Annotated in this window: 14 protein-coding genes; 2 read left to right on the top strand and 12 right to left on the bottom strand. The window is 72.0% G+C overall.

Going from position 1 to position 16,933, the window contains the following annotated elements:
* Positions 1-249: 249 nt before the first annotated feature.
* The 4 genes from ACFYL4_RS19245 to ACFYL4_RS19230 all read right to left on the bottom strand — a co-directional run bounded on the left by ACFYL4_RS19245 (position 250) and on the right by ACFYL4_RS19230 (position 4,120).
* Entirely contained in the window at positions 250-990 is a 741-nt protein-coding gene (locus ACFYL4_RS19245) for a hypothetical protein (RefSeq protein ID WP_387519661.1), read from the bottom strand.
* 16 nt (positions 991-1,006) lie between these two features.
* Complete coding sequence (locus tag ACFYL4_RS19240; protein WP_387519659.1) at positions 1,007-1,933, bottom strand: DNA-processing protein DprA; 927 nt, start codon at positions 1,931-1,933, stop codon at positions 1,007-1,009.
* Positions 1,934-2,421: 488 nt separating this feature from the next.
* Positions 2,422-2,943 carry a YbaK/EbsC family protein gene (locus ACFYL4_RS19235; RefSeq protein WP_357769587.1) on the bottom strand — a complete coding sequence of 174 codons (522 nt, stop codon included), beginning with the start codon at positions 2,941-2,943 and terminating at the stop codon, positions 2,422-2,424.
* Positions 2,944-3,106: 163 nt separating this feature from the next.
* Positions 3,107-4,120, bottom strand: a complete 1,014-nt coding sequence (locus ACFYL4_RS19230; protein ID WP_387519657.1) for an ADP-ribosylglycohydrolase family protein — start codon at positions 4,118-4,120, stop codon at positions 3,107-3,109.
* A 185-nt stretch (positions 4,121-4,305) separates the two neighbouring features.
* On the opposite strand from ACFYL4_RS19230, the gene ACFYL4_RS19225 reads away from it, so the two are divergent.
* The gene (locus tag ACFYL4_RS19225) at positions 4,306-6,054 is read left to right on the top strand and encodes a PASTA domain-containing protein (RefSeq protein WP_387519655.1); all 1,749 of its coding nucleotides are present in this window, start codon (positions 4,306-4,308) and stop codon (positions 6,052-6,054) included.
* Positions 6,055-6,502: 448 nt separating this feature from the next.
* Here ACFYL4_RS19225 and ACFYL4_RS19220 read toward each other — a convergent pair whose 3' ends face one another.
* Together ACFYL4_RS19220 and ACFYL4_RS19215 are read right to left on the bottom strand one after the other, a co-directional pair.
* A complete protein-coding gene (locus ACFYL4_RS19220) occupies positions 6,503-8,506 on the bottom strand; it encodes a helix-turn-helix domain-containing protein (protein WP_387519869.1) in 2,004 nt (667 codons plus the stop codon).
* Entirely contained in the window at positions 8,491-9,381 is an 891-nt protein-coding gene (locus tag ACFYL4_RS19215) for a 3-hydroxybutyrate dehydrogenase (protein WP_387519653.1), read from the bottom strand. Before ACFYL4_RS19215 ends, ACFYL4_RS19220 begins: the two co-directional genes overlap by 16 nt.
* Before the next feature lie 236 nt (positions 9,382-9,617).
* On the opposite strand from ACFYL4_RS19215, the gene ACFYL4_RS19210 reads away from it, so the two are divergent.
* Positions 9,618-10,925, top strand: coding sequence for an alpha/beta hydrolase family esterase (locus ACFYL4_RS19210; RefSeq protein WP_387519652.1), 1,308 nt, complete (start codon positions 9,618-9,620; stop codon positions 10,923-10,925).
* Positions 10,926-10,934: 9 nt separating this feature from the next.
* Here the strand turns inward: ACFYL4_RS19210 and ACFYL4_RS19205 are convergent, their stop codons facing one another.
* The 6 genes from ACFYL4_RS19205 to ACFYL4_RS19180 form a co-directional block, all read right to left on the bottom strand.
* Entirely contained in the window at positions 10,935-11,174 is a 240-nt protein-coding gene (locus ACFYL4_RS19205; protein WP_357769579.1) for a hypothetical protein, read from the bottom strand.
* 182 nt (positions 11,175-11,356) lie between these two features.
* On the bottom strand, positions 11,357-11,839 hold the full coding sequence (locus ACFYL4_RS19200) for a MarR family transcriptional regulator (RefSeq protein ID WP_357769577.1): 483 nt from the start codon (positions 11,837-11,839) through the stop codon (positions 11,357-11,359).
* Positions 11,840-12,011: 172 nt separating this feature from the next.
* Complete coding sequence (locus tag ACFYL4_RS19195; RefSeq protein ID WP_387519649.1) at positions 12,012-13,739, bottom strand: AMP-binding protein; 1,728 nt, start codon at positions 13,737-13,739, stop codon at positions 12,012-12,014.
* Positions 13,740-14,033: 294 nt separating this feature from the next.
* Positions 14,034-14,705: a hypothetical protein gene (locus ACFYL4_RS19190; protein ID WP_387519647.1), complete on the bottom strand. Its 672-nt coding sequence runs from the start codon at positions 14,703-14,705 to the stop codon at positions 14,034-14,036.
* Between the two features lie 288 nt (positions 14,706-14,993).
* Complete coding sequence (locus tag ACFYL4_RS19185; RefSeq protein ID WP_387519645.1) at positions 14,994-15,458, bottom strand: DUF6114 domain-containing protein; 465 nt, start codon at positions 15,456-15,458, stop codon at positions 14,994-14,996.
* Complete coding sequence (locus tag ACFYL4_RS19180) at positions 15,449-16,090, bottom strand: DUF6230 family protein (RefSeq protein WP_357769569.1); 642 nt, start codon at positions 16,088-16,090, stop codon at positions 15,449-15,451. Before ACFYL4_RS19180 ends, ACFYL4_RS19185 begins: the two co-directional genes overlap by 10 nt.
* Positions 16,091-16,933: the final 843 nt, after the last annotated feature.

Raw genomic sequence — 16,933 nt, 5'->3', positions numbered from 1 at the left:
GGGCCGAACAGGAAGTCAGAGGGCGGACGGCGGCTCCGGAATCACCTTCTGGAGCCGCCCTCCCGCTCCCACCCATGTACCAGCGCCTTCACGGGACCGGAGCGGCTCGGCCCGGTGCGGGTGGAAACCGTCCGAGTACTCCGCCCGGACCCGGTCGGCGACCTCGGGCACAGCGAGGGAGTACGTGAACACTGTGCGGGCGGCCGAGACCCGGACTGGCTCCGGGACCTGGCCCGTTCACCACACGCGTTAGTGCCAGACGCATGAGTCGGGGTCGTAGGAGGCCCCTTTGAGCTCGGCGAGTAGCGGTTTGGCCGGTTCGTAGTCGGGATTGACCTGGCGAGCGAGTACGAGGGTGGCGACTCGTTCGGCCCCGGCGTTCTTCAGACAGTGCGCCGCTGACTGCGCCCTGGCTCCGCTCACCCATGTGTCATCGATCAGCAACACGGCGGTAGGTCGTTCATCCACCGGAGTGACAGGCTTGGCGGTGAACCACTCGGTATGCACGGATCGCCGGTTGGGATCGATACCCGCATTGAGGACGAGCTCGGCTCGCGGTAGGGGAATCATCGGCGAGAGCATGCTCTGCAAAGGGTGAACTGATCCGGGTCTCCTGGTGCTGGGAACAAAGGCCACGTGAGTGAAACCGGAGATCCCCAGGCGCTTCTTCACACAGGTGAGATGACGGCCGCAGAAATACCAGAACAGGCAGGTCAGGCGCAGCTGGGCTTCGCTGCTCGGGCGAGGGGACTTGTAGGCGCGTAGATCGTGGGCCGCCTGGTTGTCGGACGTGTATCCGAGACGGTAGGTCAGTGGGGTGACCACGTCGGCCACCTGGCCCTTGCCCTTCGTTCTGTTCAGAGCGTCAACGCAGTTGCCGCACTGCTCCGAACTCGCGGGCATGGCGCCGAAGCACACGGGGCAGACCCCAGCGGAGCCGACCAGAACCGGTGTCAGGTAGTTGCTCTGCTCAGTGACAGAGCGCAGCACGATCTCTCGTGCGGGTCTACCAGGCAAACGCCTCTTCCTTGGTGAAGTCGGTCTGCTGCGTGATGTCAGCCGCGGTGGTCGCCGCGTCGCGCAGCCGAGACTCCACCGTGGCGATCGTCTGCACCATGTTATCGACGACGTGCACCCCCGGTCGAGTGGCGAATTCCCGTGCCCACTGATTGACCAGGAGTTCCCTCGGAAAAATAAGAGGACGGCCGTGTTGGAGGGCATATCTGGCCTGGATACGCGCTCCACTGTGTTCCCCGGCCTCGACCACGATGGTCGCCGCCGCATAACCGCTCATGACCGCGTTGCGCATGGGGAAGGAAGCCTTGGTCGGAGGTGACCCTGGAAGGAACTGGGACAACAGCATGCCGCGTGTGGCGATCTCATCCTGGAGATCCCTGTTCTTCGCTGGGTAGTACCGGTCGATTCCGGTGCCCATGACCGCGACGGTACGACCGCCCCGGTCCAGCGCGGCTCTGTGGGCCGCCGTGTCCACACCCTCGGCAAGACCGCTCACGACCGTGACGTTCATGTCGGCCAGGCGTGAGGCGATGTTGTAGGCCATGCGCAGCCCGTGTTCCGATGCCTTGCGGGACCCGACAACCGCGATGGCGCGAGGGTCGGCGTGGAGCGTCCCCCGAGTGAACACCACGGGAGGCATCTCGTGGATGTCCCGTAGCTGGTCGGGGTAGGCACTGTCAGTGAAGGAAAGAACCCGAACGCCCTGGTTCCCGCAGGATTCGATCAGCGAACGCGCCTCGACCACTTCGGGTGCCTGCTCGATCAGCTGGGGGAAGAGCGAGTCCTGAAGCAGGGTCCGTTCCAGCACGGAGGAGGCGCTACCGGCCTCCATCACCTCATCAGTGACCGCTGCCCGACGCGCGCCCCTGCGCAGCAGCAGAGCGAGCATCGCTGTTCGCTCATCGATGGGGTGCATGCCACCGATAGTAGAAGCTGACCTGCTGGTTCCCAACCCTGGCATGGCTCTCGACTTCCTCGGTTCGTGCTGGTGCTCCGCTTCGCCTGGTGCGTACGGGTGTTCGCTTTCAATGGTATGTACTGCTCTGACATTTGGAAACGACTGCCTGCTACCGGCTTCGTGTGGCGGTCCGCACGAGCCGACTCCCGTGGGCTGCTCGGTCACTGGAGCGACGAACGCGCCTTCCTTCGGCGAGGCCGTCGCGGTCGGTCGCGGCGTGCCGGAGTGCGACCCGAACACTGACACCGGCCGGGCCCCTTCGCCCCCGCCCACGCCCCAGCCCCCGCGCGCCCCACTTCCGGTCAGGGCTGCCGCGCGGCCCGATATGTCCCAAGACCGGGCACTTAGGGCGCGCACTGTTGACCTGCCGAAACCCGCCTTAACCACTCGTGGATTTGTCGACAAATCGACTCAGGGGCATCCCCTTGGAAGCGAAACCCCGCCGCCTACCGGGTCAGCGACAACACCTCGGCGCCCGGAAGCTCCGCCAGCAGCGGCCCCGGCACCCGCAGCTTGGAACTGCGCAACCCGCTGCCCACCACGACCCACGGGGTGTCGTACACCCGCTTGTCCACCAGCACCGGCCACCCGGCGGGCAGCCCGAACGGCGTGATCCCGCCGTACTCCATGCCCGTCAGCCCGGTGGCCTCGTCCATCGGCGCGAACGACGCCTTCCGGGCCCCCAGGTGTCTGCGCAGCACCCCGTTGACGTCCGCCCGGTCCGTGGCCAGCACCACGCACGCCGCGTACGTCACCTCACCGCCGCGCTTGGCCGACAGCACCACGCAGTTCGCGCTGGTGTCCAGGGTCAGCCCGTACGCCGCGCAGAACTCGGCGGTGTCCGCCAGCTCCGGGTCGATCGCCGCCGCCCGCACCGAACCGTCGAACGGCGCGATGGCGGCGCGCACGGGGTCAGCCGTCAGCTCCGGGTGATCGTGCGCAGGCACCCACTCGATCCGCTCCGTCATGGCCGCTCCCCGTTCCCGTACCGATCCGCGTTCCCGCCTTCGTGCGCCACCATGATGCCGCACGCCCGGCCCCCGCCCGCATACGGACGCACGACGTCGTCGGAACAGCGCGCCCCCGGGCAGCACGCTGCGCGCGGCCCCGGAAACCCTCCGTGCCGGAGGCTCAGCCCCCGTGCCTGCGCACGATCAGCCCGGCCAGCTCCGCCAACCCCCGCGCCCGGTACCCCGGCCACCCGTGCACCGCCGCCAGGTACTCCTCCGGGATGGCCGAACTCCCCCACCGCGCCCCGACCAGCGCACCGGCGATCGCCGCGACGGTGTCCGTGTCGTCCCCCGCCCGCACGGCCGCCCGCACCGGGGCCGCGAACCGCTCCGGGTCCCCCGCCTCCACCGGGGTCCGCGCCACCGCCGACCACGCCGCCTGGAGCGCCCGCACCACGAACCCGTTGGGGGCGAACGCGTGGGGCGGGGCGCCCTCGGCCTCGGCCAGGTACCCGGCCCACGCGTCCCGGTCGCCGGGGCCCAGCAGGTCGAGTCCGGCGCGGGGCCCTTCGTCCGACCCCTCCGCGGCCGCCACCCGGACCGCCTCGCACCACAGCACGCACGCCTGAGCGGCCAGCGGATCGCCGTGGGTGAGCAGGCTGTACACGCTCGCGGTCTCGGCCAGCTCGTGGCGGTCGCCGAGATGGGCCAGGGCCAGCGGCGCGGTCCGCATCAGCGACCCGTTGCCCGCGCACCGCTCCCCCGCGCCGAACATCCGCGCGGACATCCGGGTCATCGACTCCGCCGCGCGGGTCGCCCCCGTGGAGTCGGCGGCCAGCGCCCGCTCGGTGTCCTCCAGCACGAACCCGGTCTGCGTCCCGATGTCGGTCGCGCCGTCGCGCCGCCACCCCAGGAACGCCCGGGCGGTCTGCTCCAGGGCCGGGCCCGAACGCGGTGCGTCGTGGTCCCGCAGCGCCTCGGCGACGCACACCGCCATCTGGGTGTCGTCGGAGTACTCGCCCGGGGCGTAGGGGCCCAGGCCGCCGCCGACCATCTCCGGAACCTCGGCCTCGGAGAGCCGCCGCGCGAACTCGTAGGGGACCCCGAGCGCGTCGCCGCACGCGGCCCCCAGCAGGACCCCGGCGGCCCGGTCGTCCCGGTCGTCCCGGTCGTTGCCGCTACCGACGGTGATCATGGCACCTCACAGGAGGAAGGAGGGAACTCTGGCCGACTGCTCCCCGCAAGAATCGCACGGGCCCCCGACACCACGCGGCGGGGATTCGGACAGGAGGCACCGTCTGACCGCTTTCGCCATTCGGTGTCCGTATCGGGCCTGTTGGAGGGGGAACGGCCTGGTTTCGGCGCCGTACAATCCGACCCATGGAGTCCCCCACCCCCTCCCCCCTCACCGGCGTCACGCTGCACGGACGCGTCCTTCTGGGCAGGTGCTCCGGCGGCGACGGCACGGTGTCCGTGTACGACGGGCTTGACACGGTGGCGGACCGGCTGGTCACCGTCACGCTGCTCGACCCGGCCCGCGCCGCCGACCCCGCCGACGCCCACGCGTTCCTGAGCCGGTCACAGACCCTGGCAGGGCTCGACTCGCCGCACCTCGTGCGGGTGCTCGGCGACGGCAGGGACGGCGACCGCGTGTACCTGGTCACCGAGCCCGCTCCGGGGGAGACGCTGCGCGCGGTGCTCGGGGGCGGAGACCGGGGGCTCGGCTACGCTCCGCACACAGCGCTGAGCATCACGGCCGACGTCCTGGAAGGGCTCCGGGCCGCCCACGACGAGGGCCTGGTGCACGGCGGCCCCACCGCGGACGACGTGGTGCTGGACGACGACGGCCGGGTCACGCTCGGCGGCTTCCGGCTACCAGGTGCCGAGGAGCTGACGCCGCGTACCGACGTGCACGCCGTGGGCAGGCTGCTGCACGCCCTGCTCACCGGCGATCTCCAGGCGGAGGAGGGGGTGTCGCTGCGCCCGTCGGCCACCGTCCCCGGACTGCCGCCGGACCTCGACATGCTGGTCGCCAACGCCACCGAACCCAACCCGCGCTACCGCCCGCGCGACGCAGGTCAGTACCTCACCCTGGTCGAACAGGTACTGAGGTCGCTGCCCCGGCCGCCGGACGAGGCGGGGACGGCGACCCAGCCGATCCCCGTGGTGGACGCCGACGCGTTCGCCGCCGACCCCTCCCCGAGCCGGGAGCGGGGCGCCCCGCCCCGGTGGCGGCGCCTGCCGGTGCTGGCCGCAGCCGGGGTGGGCCTGCTGGTGTTGGCCGCCGCCGGGTGGGCGCTGGTCCCGGGAGAGGACCCCGCGCTCCCCGACCTCGCCGGGTACTCCCCCGAGCGGGCGGAAGCCGCGCTGGCCGCCCTCGAACTCGACCTCACCTTCACCTACGAGGACGCCTACAGCGAGGACGTCGCCCCGGGAGAGGTGGCCTCCACCGACCCGGCGGCCGGGACGGAGCTGGAGGGCGGCGAGGCGGTGCTCATGTCGCTGTCGGTCGGCCCCCGGCACGCGGAGGTCCCGGACGTCGTGGGCGGTACGGAGAACGACGCCCGCAACCTGCTGCGCGGGGCCGGGTTCACCGAGGTCGAGGTGGTGCAGGAGCACTCCGCCGAGGAGACCCCGGGCACCGTGCTCTCGTCGGACCCCGAGGTCGGCCAGGACGGCGACCGCGAGGAGGCGGTCACCCTGTACGTCAGCGAGGGCGTCGTGGTCCCCGCGATGGCGGGCACGGGTCGGGCCGAGGCCGTGGACCTGCTGTCCGGGATCGGGCTGACGGTGTCGGTGGTGGAGGCGCCGAGCGACACGGTCGCGGCTGGGCTGGTCAGCGGCCAGAACCCGGAACCCGGCACGATCCTGCCCGAGGACGGCGCCGTCACCCTCACCGTCTCCACCGGGCCGGAGGAGGTCGCCGACGACGACGGCGCCGAGGAGGGAGGGCAGGCCGCCCCCGACGCCTCGTGCGCGGTCGCCGCCTGGGACGCGTCCACCGTCTACGACCGGGGAGACCGGGTCCTCTACGAGGGACGTGTGTACGAGGCCCGCTGGTGGATTCAGGCCTTCCCGCCGGACGTGGCCGGGGAGTGGGGCGCCTGGGCCGACCAGGGCCCCTGCTGACCGGCCCTCCGGCCGGGGAGGCACCCGGGTGGGAGCCCGTCCCGCGCGTGTTCACCTCCTCTCCGGGTTCCCCGGCCCTCCGGTCGGCACCCTCGGGCCTCAGCCTGACGGGGTGAAGTCCGCGACGTGGTCCCGGGCCCACTGCCGAAAGTCCGGGCGGGGCGTCCCAACACCCGTGTGACGTCACCGGACACCACCTCCGGAACCCCGAAGTCTGCGCAACCCCGCCTGTGGTGCGCCAGGACACCGGTTCGAGGTCGAATATATGTACGGGCTACATGCGAAACCGGTCACTCCAGCCCTACCTTCGGGTTGGCACCCCCATCCCCCCATCACGGGCGGTCGCGCGGCAGCGGAGGCGGGTGCCGACTGGAGGAAGAAAAGCGCAAGTCCCCCCTGGCGGCCGGAACCCTCGCGGCCGTCCTCGCCCAGCAGAACGCTGTTCTCGTCAACCGCCGCCCTGCTCGCCGAGCAGGTCCACGCCCTTGTCGAGCAGACCGTGCAGGTGGAGGGCGAGCTGTAGCTCCAGCGCGCGGTCGGGGAGCTGCCAGTCCTCCCCGATCAGCTGACCGATCCGCTCCAGGCGCTGGGCCACGGTGTTCACGTGGATGTGCAGGTCGTCCTTGGCGCGGGACAGGTTGCCCCCGGCCGCGAAGTAGGCGCGCAACGTCTCCACCAGCAGGGTCCCGCGCCGGGTGTCGTACTCCAGGAGCGGGCCCAGCGCGGCCGCCACGAAACCGGGCACGTCCCGGTCCTGGCTCAGCAGGAGTCCCGAGAACCCGAGGTCGTCGGCGGTGGCGGCGTGCCCCACCCGCCCCAGGGCCCGCAGGGTCTGGAGGCACCGCACCGCCTCGGCGAAGGCGCCCCTGAAGCTCTCCGGGCCCCGTGTGGGCCCGGCCAGTCCGGCCGTCACCGGGCCGTTGGCGGCGGCCGACAGCTCGGCCGCCACCCGGTCCCCCGCCTCGGAGGGGTTCGAGCCGGGCAACGCCAGCACCAGCCGCCCGCCCCGCGCCGCGGCCAGCCCCCCGACCGTCTCCGCGGCGAACGCGGCGGCGGAGCGCAGCCGCTGTGGGTCTCCCCCCGGCGCCTCCGCCACCACCAGCACGTGCGGGGCGTCCAGATCCGCGTGGAGCAGCGCCGCGCGCTGACGTAGCGACACCGGGTCGCGCGCGGGCACCTCCAGGAGCTCGTTGAGCAGGTCGCCGCGCACCCGGTGCTCGGTCTCGCTCACCGAACGGCGGATGAGCAGGAGCAGGGCGGTGACCATCGCGGCCCGCTCCAGGACCCTCTGGTCGGTGCTGTCCAGTTCCACCCCGCGCAGGACGAGCGTGCCCAGGGGTTCGGTCCCGGCCGTCGCCGCCGCCACCCAGGCGTCTGCGACGGCGACCGCCCGCCCGCTGGCCAGCGAGGAGCGGGCCGCCTCCGCGAGTCCGGCGTCCCCGTCGCCGATCGGATCGCCCCCGACCACGGCGTGATCGCAGGTCGTCCCGTCCGGAGACGCGGTCACCGACTCGTCGGAGGTCCGGTCGTGGATGAGCACCGTGCCGCCCAACACCTCGGCGACCGCCGCCGCGACCTCCCGGACCCCGCCGCCGTCGAGCACGAGGTCCGTGAACCGGTCGTGCGCGGCCGCCGACCGCTCCACCGACGCCGTGTGCCGTTGCAGGCGCTCGTTCACCGTGTGCAGTTCGTCCAGGGCCCGCCGCGTGTCGTCGATGAGGTTCGCGTTGTCGATCGCGATCGCCGCGTGCGTGGCCAGCGACGACAACAGCGCCACCTCCGTGTGCGCGAACGGCCGCTCCCGGCGGTTGGCCGCGAACAGCACCCCCACCCGGCGCCCGTTCATCCGCAGCGGCACCCCCAGGATCGCGACCAGCCCCTCCTCACGCACGCCGTTGTCGATGTTGTCGGCGTGCTCGAAACGGGGGTCCGCGAAGTAGTTGGCCGTCACGTACGGCAGCGACGTGCTCGCCACCAGGCCGCCCAACCCCTTGCCCGGCGCCAGCCGGAGCCGCTGGAAGGTCGCCGAGACCGACCCCGACGTCACCCGCATGTAGGTGTCGCCCGCCTCCGGGTCGCTCAGGGTCAGGTACGCGACGTCGGTCCCCAGCAGGTGCCGGGCCCGCTCCACGATCGCCCGCAGCACCTGGTCGAGGCTGCGCATCCCGGCGAGGTCGTTGGCGGTCTCGAACAGCGCGCTCAGCTCGGACTCGCGCCGCTGCCGGTCCCGCAGCACCGACCGCACCCGCAGCGCCGCCAGCTTCGCGTGCTCCAGGGCGGCGACGGTCTGAGCGTCCGAACCGTCCGAGCGCGCCAGAAGCACCGGCCGCTCGTACTCCACGGCCGGTGCGTCGCGCAGCAGCAGCTCCAGGAAGAGCGTCTGCCGGTCGGCCCCCGACCTCTCGGGGGAAGCGTCCTGAGGGTCAGGGGAGGTGTTCAGCTCGAACTCCAGGCTCCGTCGATGGGTAGGGAGGCCCCGTTGACGAACGACGCGTCGTCGGAGCACAGGTAGGCGACCATCTCGGCCACCTCGGTGGGTTCGATCAACCGCTTCAGGGGGGTGCGGGCCAGCAGTACGTCGGAGAGCACCTGTTCCTCGGGGAGGCCGTGCGCCCGCGCCTGCTCCGCGATCTGCCGCTCCACCAGCGGTGTCCGCACATATCCGGGGTTCACACAGTTGGAGGTCACCCCGTGTGGGGCCCCCTCCAGGGCGACCACCTTCGAGAACCCCTCCAACCCGTGCTTGGCCGCCACGTAGGCGGACTTGAAGGCGGAGGCGCGCAGCCCGTGCACCGAGGAGATGTTGACGATCCGGCCCCATCCGCTCTCGTACATGTGCGGCAGGGCCCCGCGCACCACGCGGAACGGTGACTCGACCATGAGTCGAAGGATGAGGGAGAAACGCTCCGGAGGGAAGTCCTGGACGGCGGCGACCGTCTGCACACCCGCGTTGTTCACCACGATGTCGGCGCCCCGGGCCGCCTCCTCGGCGGCGTCGAGGTCGGTCAGGTCGAGTTCGACCACCTGGCCCGCCCCCAGCGCGGAGAGTTCGGCAAGGGCGGCGCCGTCGACGTCGACCAGCCGGACCGAGGCGCCCGCGGCGGCCAGGCGCAGCGCGCACGCGCGCCCGATACCGCTGGCGGCACCGGTCACCAGCGCGGTCCGGCCCGTGAGGTCGACCCGGGTGGTGTGGGGGGACGGGGAGGCGGCGGGAGGCGCCGGGGCTCCGGGGGCGGGCGGCGCGCCGGGGGAGGAGCGGGGGGAGGGCTCGACCGGCGAGCCGGAGGCCTGCCGTGCGGCGTCCGACGGGAACTCGTGCGTCGTCATGCCAGCAAACTAGGCGCGGCCCGCACACCGGGGGATAGGGGAGGCGGACACACCCCGGCGCGCTCCCATGTGGGCCCGGGCCATGGGGGAGGGGAGGGTTGTGGGCTTCCCACCCGTCAGGGTCATGTGACCGGTCTCTCACCACTATGTCGCGCACGTCACGTCCTGCCTAGGATTCCGTGCACCGGTTCGGCCGAACCACCCCCGCTCGTCACCCAGCCCCCCGGAGCCGCGCCATGCACTCCCCCTCCGCCCACCCCTCAAGCATCTCCACTCCCTCAGGTGTCCCCGTGAGCGCGCGCCCGCCCGACTCGGTCGCGCCGCGCCTCGTGGCACCCGCCCTCGCCGTGATCGCGGTGCTCGTGGTGGCCGTGGCCGCGCTGGTGGTCGCCGCCCCGCGCGCCTCGGCCGCCACACTCGCTCCGGTGCCCTCGTTCGGCACCAACCCGGGCAACCTCGCCATGTACGAGTACGTCCCCGACGGACTCACGGAGGGCGCGCCGCTGGTGGTGCTCCTGCACGGCTGTACCCAGGACGCCGCCGCCTACCACCGTGGCTCCGGCTGGGCCGAGCAGGCCGACGCGTCCGGCTTCGCCCTGGTGTACGCCGAACAGAAGGCCGCCAACAACGCCAGCCGCTGCTTCAACTGGTTCGAGCCGGGCGACGTGGCGCGCGGCTCGGGAGAGGCCCGCTCGATCGCCTCGATGGTCGAGCACGCCGTCTCCCAGTACGGTCTGGACGCCGGACGCGTCCACGTCTCCGGGCTGTCCGCGGGCGGCGCCATGACGGCCGAGCTCCTGGCCGCCTACCCCGACCTCTTCGCCGGGGGCGGCGTCGTCGCCGGTGTCCCCGTGGGGTGCGCCAGCGGGATGCTCGACGCCTTCACCTGCATGAACCCCGGCAAGACCCAGACGCCGCAGCAGTGGGGCGACCGCGTCCGGGCCAAGCTCCCGGACGGAGCCGACCTCCCGCGCGTGGCGGTCTGGCACGGGACGTCGGACACCACGGTGACCCCCGCCAACGGTCGGGCCGCCGTCTCACAGTGGGTGAACGCGTGGGGGCTGCCCACCTCGCCCGACGCGACGGAGGGCCTGCCCGGCGCCACGACCGCCGAGTACTACGGCGGCGGGGCGGAGGACGCGTCGGTCGCGTCCTTCAAAGTGGCTGGGATGGGGCACGGAACCCCGGTCGACCCCTCGTCGGGCTGCGGCACGGCGGGCGCGTACTTCCTCGACACGGTCTGCTCCGCCGGGTACACGGCCCGGTTCTGGGGGATCGGCGGCGTCGGGGGCGGTGCGCCCACCGAGAGCCCGACCGAAGCGCCGACCGAGGCTCCGACCGAGGGCCCGACCGAGGCGCCGACGGGGGAGTGCGTGGCCGCGAGCAACTACGCCCACGTGAGCCAGGGAAGGGCCGAGCACCGCCTCGGCTACACCTACGCGCTCGGTTCCGGTGACCCGCTCGGGCTCTGGAACACGGCCGTGCGCACCTCGCTGACCGAGACCTCGCCCGGCCACTGGAAGCTCACCCCGGGGGCCTGCTGACGGGCCGGGTCACCACCCCGATCCGCCGGAGTCCCGGGCCAGGTCGCCGAAGTGCGCGGCCGCGGCCCCCAGGGCGAAGTGCGCCGCCTGGTGCTCCGTCATCGGGACGATCCCGGCAGGCACCTGGACCCTGAACGGGAACTCGTCCTCGGGGTGGATGCGGAAGTCGTCGATCACCCCCTGGGAGAGCAGGAGGGTCAGGGCCTCGCGGACGCGGCCGTTGCGGTTGTCTGACGCCCAGATCGACATGACTCCACGGTAACCCGAGAGAGTCCGGGGGGCCGTGCGGACGGACGCTTCGGTCCGTCCGCACGGTTTCCCCTCCTCGGGTTCGGAGAGCGGGCACGACCCCCGTGGTGCCCGGCTCCGACACTGTGTCCCCAAGGGACGCCTCGGTCCCCGAAGGGACGCCTCGGTCCCCCAAGGGACGGCTAGGGTTCCTCGACGCGGGCCTCACCCGCGAGAACGTGGGCGGTCAGTCTGCGCAGAGCGAGCCTGGTCGCCTCGAACTCCTCCGCGGGAAGGTCGATGACCCGCCCGATCGCCTCCGGGATGCCCCGGGCGCGGGCCCGCAGCGCGGAGCCCTCCTCGGTGGCCGCGACCAGAACCGAGCGTTCGTCGGCGGGGTCGCGCTCCCGGCGCAGGAGCCCGTTGGACTCCAGGCGCTTGAGCAGCGGGGTGAGAGTGCCGTAGTCGAGTTGTAGTACCGCGCCGATCTCCTTGACCGCGCACTCTCCGCGTTCCCACAGGAGCATCATGACGAGGTACTGGGGGTAGGTCAGGCCGAGAGGGTCCAGCAGCGGGCGGTAGAGGTTCGTGACCGCACGCGAGGCGGCGTACAGCGCGAAGCACATCTGCTCGTCGACTGCCGGGAGTTCGAAGTCGCCCCTTGGGGCGGGGGATCGGTCGGGCATCGTTCCACATCGTAGTAACCACGCACCCGATGTCAAAGCCCACAATTGCCTTGCGCGCAAGCAAAAAGGGGACAAAGGGCAACAAGGTGCGCACGGGCGTCAGGAGTGCGCCGGGCGGGGGAGGGCCGGAGCCCGCCACCGTGACCAGTGTCCCCCACCCGGGCCCGCACCGCTATCCTTCGGAGACGGTACTGCTCGGCAGCCGCCGCTTCACCACCTTCCCGGTCGCGTTGCGCGGCAGCTCCGCCAGGAGCACCACGTCCCGCGGCACCGAGAACCGGCCGAGCGCCTCGCGCACGTGCATGCGAAGCTCGTTCGGGTCCACCGTCCGGCCCTCGTGCGCCACCACGTAGGCGGCGAAACGTTGGCCGAACTCCTCGTCCGGCACCCCCGTCACCACCACCTCGCGCACCGAGGACATCGTCACGATCGCCTCCTCCACCGGACGCGGAAAGACGTTCTCCCCGCCCGAGACGATCATGTCGTCGTCGCGCCCGGCCACGTGGAGCAGACCGTGCTCGTCCACGTAGCCGCGGTCACCGGTCTCCATCAGTCCGGCGGACATACGTTTGGTTTTTCCGTTGGTGTATCCGTCAAAGAGCATTTCGTTGGCGACGTGGATCGCGCCCCTGCTCCCCCGGGGGACCTCCCGGCCCCGCTCGTCGAGCACCGCGATCCGCGTGCCGAGCGGCGGGCGCCCGGCGGTGGTGGGCGACAGCCTGAGGTCCTCGGGGGTGGCGATCGTGGCCCACGAGACCTCGGTCGACCCGTACAGGTTGTAGACGACGTCCCCGAACGCGTCCATGAAGTCGCCGATCAGCTGCGGGCTCATCGCCGAACCGCTGCACGCCACCACCCGCAGCGACGAGGTGTCGTACCGCTCGCGGGTGGACCTGGGCAGGTCCATGATCCTGCGCAGCATCACCGGCACCGCGAACAACACCGTGCACCGCTGCTCCTGGATCGTGCGCAGTACGTCCTCCGGCTCGAACAACCGGCGCATGACCAGCGTCGCCCGCATCGACATGCCCAGCTGCACCCCGGCCAGCCCCCAGGTGTGGAAGACCGGCGCCGACACCAGGATGCGGTCACCGGAGCCCAGCGGTATGCGCGACAGGACCGAGGCGGCGTCCTGCGGCCCCTTCGGCGTGGGACGGCGGGCCCCCTTCGGAGTACCGGTCGTCCCCGAGGTCAGCACGATCAGACGGCCGGGGCTCTCGGGCGGCGGCGGGTCCTGCGCCGTGTCCCGCGACACCGAGGCGACGTCCTCAAGGGAGGGGACCCGGCGGCCCCGCGCACCCGGGTCGCCCCAGGCCGTCAACCGTGGGACCTCCGGCCCGAGGCCCCGGTACAACTCCTCGAACTCGGCGTCCGCCACCAGCACCTCGACGTCGTTGCGCCGCATCACGTCGAGCAGGGGAGCCGCCGCCAGACCGGTGTTGAGCAGGACGGCGTCCGCGCCCAGACGTCCGCAGGCGATAGCGGCCCGCACGAGCCCGCCGTGGTTGCGGCACAGCACGCCCACCCGGGTCCCCTGGCCCACTCCCAGGCCGTGGAGGTCCCGGGCGAGGGCGCGTCCGAGCAGGTTCATCTCCCCGAAGGTCGCGCTGCCGGAGTCGTCGATCACCGCCACCTGGTCGGGTACCCGCTCCCCGGCGGCCGCGTAGCCGCCCGCGATGGTGGCGCCCCAGGTGCGCAACGCCCGGAGCTGGCGCACGATCCGGTCCGGGCGGCCGGGTGCCAGGACCCCGGCCCGCACCAGCACCCGGGCCACCCGGAGGGTGTGGCGCAGCCGCGACACGGCGGAGGCGGCGGGGACGGCTGACACGGCGGGGTCGGTCGGCGCCGGGGGCCGCGAGGTCTCGGATGGGACGGACGGGCTGCCGGATGAGGACGCCATGAGGTCTCCGAGGGGTCCGGGGACGGGCGAAGCGGTCCGCGCCCTCCGAGGAGCCTTCGCCTCGTGACTCCACGGAGTACTGCGACGGTAGGCGAGGAGGTCGCGGTCTTTCTCCGTCGCTGAGTGAGTGACTGCCGGGACGCGGTTGTCACCGGGGGAGTGGCGGAGCGGGGCCACGGGAGTGGAGACACCCGGTCGAGAGGCCGAGAAGTCGAGAAGTCGACACGGGAGGCCGGTGCGCGGGCCGGAGCGCGGGCCGGACCGCGGAGGACGCCGCGGCCCGACCCGGCCGGATCAGCCGGTCACCGTGATGGGGCTCGCGGGATCGTCCGCGTTGGTGACGGAGTAGGTCGCCGAGAACCCGGCCGTGTCGACGTTGGGGCAGCCGAAGCCACCCTCCACGACGACGGCGGTCGAGGTGTCGAAGGCCAGCGTGGACGCCGGGTCACCGTTGCTCCACACCCCCTCGATCGGGGCCTCCGCGTCGGGGCTGACCGTGGCGGTGCAGGTCGCCAGACCGGTCGTGTTCACCACGATCCCCGCCGCCGGAACGACCATGGTCGCGACCGACGGCGACCCGTTCTGCATCGTCATCTGCCAGACCGGGTCGTTCACGGTGACGGTCGCGTTCACCAGCACCACGTCGGTCGTGCAGTCCGTGAAGGTGGGGGCGTTGATGGGGCCGCCCACCGCTCCGTCCGGGTTGTGGTTGTCGGGGGCCTCGGGAACGAGGTTGTTGCCGTCGCCCGGGTCGGTCACCGACACACCGCAGGTGATGGTGACGTCCCCGGCGGTGAAGACGGCCGAACCGACCAGTTCGGCGCTGAAGGCGGCGCCCGCGGGCTCGACGGTGGTCGGGCCCTGCTGGGAGGCGAGCGCGGTGCCTCCCCAGCTGAGGACGAGTCCGCCGATCGCGGCGGCGGCCAGGCAGGAGCGGGTGCGGGATCTCGGTCGCGGAACCGACATGGGAACTCCTTGTGTGAGGTGGCCGGGCGGCACGAGCGGCCGGAGCCCGGCACGACGGGAGGGGTACGCGCCGACGTAGGTCGAGGTCACTTGCCGAACGGGAGAACCGGGACGCGCGAGCGTGGGGTGGGTCGGGGTGCGGTGCCCGCACGCCCCGGTGGTCAGGGGGCCGTCACCGGTGTGGAGCCGGTGCGGGAACGGTCGAGAGCGGGGACCGGGCTCCCGGCCACGGGGCGGGCCGGTTCCGGACCGGGGCCGCGCTCCGGGAACTGGGCTCTGAACCGGGGATCACGGCGACGGGCGTTCCGCCGAAGCGACCTCCTCCGGGCCGGAGCCGGAACGCTCGCGGAACCGCCTCCCCCGGCGGCCGCGACGGCGCCGGGCAGGACGCGCGACGGGACGCCACGAGAACGCCAGCCCGCCGCCGACCAGGGCCAGGAGGGTGCCGACGACCAGCCCGCCGAGGTTGGACAGGATCAGCGCCCCCAGGGCGATGAACCCGGCCAGGCTGCCGGTGATCACGTGTTGGTTCGGAGTGAACCAGGTGACCAGGCCGAGCACGACCAGCATCCCGCTGAACACCAGCGTGGATACGGCGCCCACCCCGAGGTAGAGCATCAGCTCCACGGGGATACGCGTGACCAGCAGCATCTCCACCCCGGCCAGGATCATCAGCAGACCCGCCAGGAACGGACGGCGCCGGCGCCACCGGGTCCAGGCGGTCCACGGCTTCCGGGCTCCCCTCAGAAGCACTCGTCGACCCCGCGGGAGATGCCGAGACTGAGGTTGTGCAGTTTGAAGGTGCCGGCCGAGGCGGCCCGAGCGGTCTGCTCCAGGTCCTCGACCACGATGGTCTCCGACTGCATACCGAACAGGTCGGTGTGCCCGCGCCCCCGGCCGAGGCCGTCCGGCCCCTGGTCCAGGGTGGAGGCGTCCCGGCCGATCTCCATGTCCGTGAACTCGGCGTTGCCGTCCATCTGCTCCATGTCGATGACCAGGTCGGTCGCCTGCACCGGGGTCCCGGCGTCACCGGCGGTCAGCCTCAGGGAGATCGCACCGACGAGCGGGAACTCGGTGGTGAGAACGGACTGGCACAGCCCGTGGATCTCGGCGGAGCTGATCCCGGCCGTCGCCGTGGGAACCGCCTGGTCGCGGACGGTCGCGTTGACCCAGCCGAACTGGGTGAAGCCCTCGCCGCGCATCTCGTCGGCGGAGATCTTGAACTGCTGGCCGGAGATGCTGAACGAGGCGGCCAGGGCCCCGCTCGCCATCGCCACCAGAATGCCGCCGACGGCGGCGACAGCGGGGACGCAGAAGAGAGCGAAGCGCTTCCCACTGGTGTGACTGGCGGGGATCTCGGCGCTGTCGGGGGATGTGGGGTCCATGCGGTTCCTTCCAGGGGTGCATGGCCGCGCTGCGCCCGCCGTCCCCCCGAACATCCGGCACGCGGCCTGGCCGTGGCCCCACCCGTGTTGGGCAGGGCGCCGGGCCAGAGAAAGTGTTCCAGTTCGCCACATCATGTATCGGCTCCGCCCGGATTTCAAGGGAGGGACAACAACTTTTCGGGTCCTTTCACGAGCGGGCGAAGAATGATCTTGAAGACGCACGATTCCGGCTCTGACGTGCGACGAAGCCGAATCACGGCGTTGTCGGCGATCGCGTGACAAAGCAGCCGCGAGTTCCGGAGAGAGGCCGTCCGAAGCACGGCGCCCTTTTGTCACCCGGTTGAGCGGAAGGGCCCCGCCCACCACTCATTTCGGTGAGTACCGGGTGCCTGGGGGACGCGTGGGAACGCCGGTGCGGGGTCGGGGAGCGGCGCGGCATCCGAAGGTGACGGGAAGACGAACGCGCGCGCCCGCGCGCGCGAGGGTGACGGAAAAGGGTGAGGGTGAGGGTGACAGTAGGGGAGGGGTGGGCCGAGCAGGGCGGGGCCGACGGGTCTGGCCGCACGACGGAAAGCGGTTGACAGCGCAGGAGTGGTGACCGGTGACACAGGGGCTCCGGTTTGCCTGGGGTCGGGGCTGGGGGTAGTGTTCACCAGGTCGCCGCGAGACGGTGAGCGGCCCGCGAGGGTCGACTCGAAACCGGGTCGCGATCTCAGACATCCTCTCCGAAGAACTCCGGTCCGAGCAGTGCTCGGGCCATGTAAACTCGGAGAGTCGCTTCAAAGGAAACAGGCACAAGCCGCAAGGCGCCCGAATCCACACGAAGCACAACGGGCTTTACCC

Origin of the sequence: Nocardiopsis sp. NPDC006938 (assembly GCF_042869555.1) — a bacterium.
Lineage (GTDB): Bacteria > Actinomycetota > Actinomycetes > Streptosporangiales > Streptosporangiaceae > Nocardiopsis.
The sequence above is the reverse complement of the archived record's forward strand: the minus strand, read 5'-3'. Positions and strand labels throughout refer to the sequence as shown.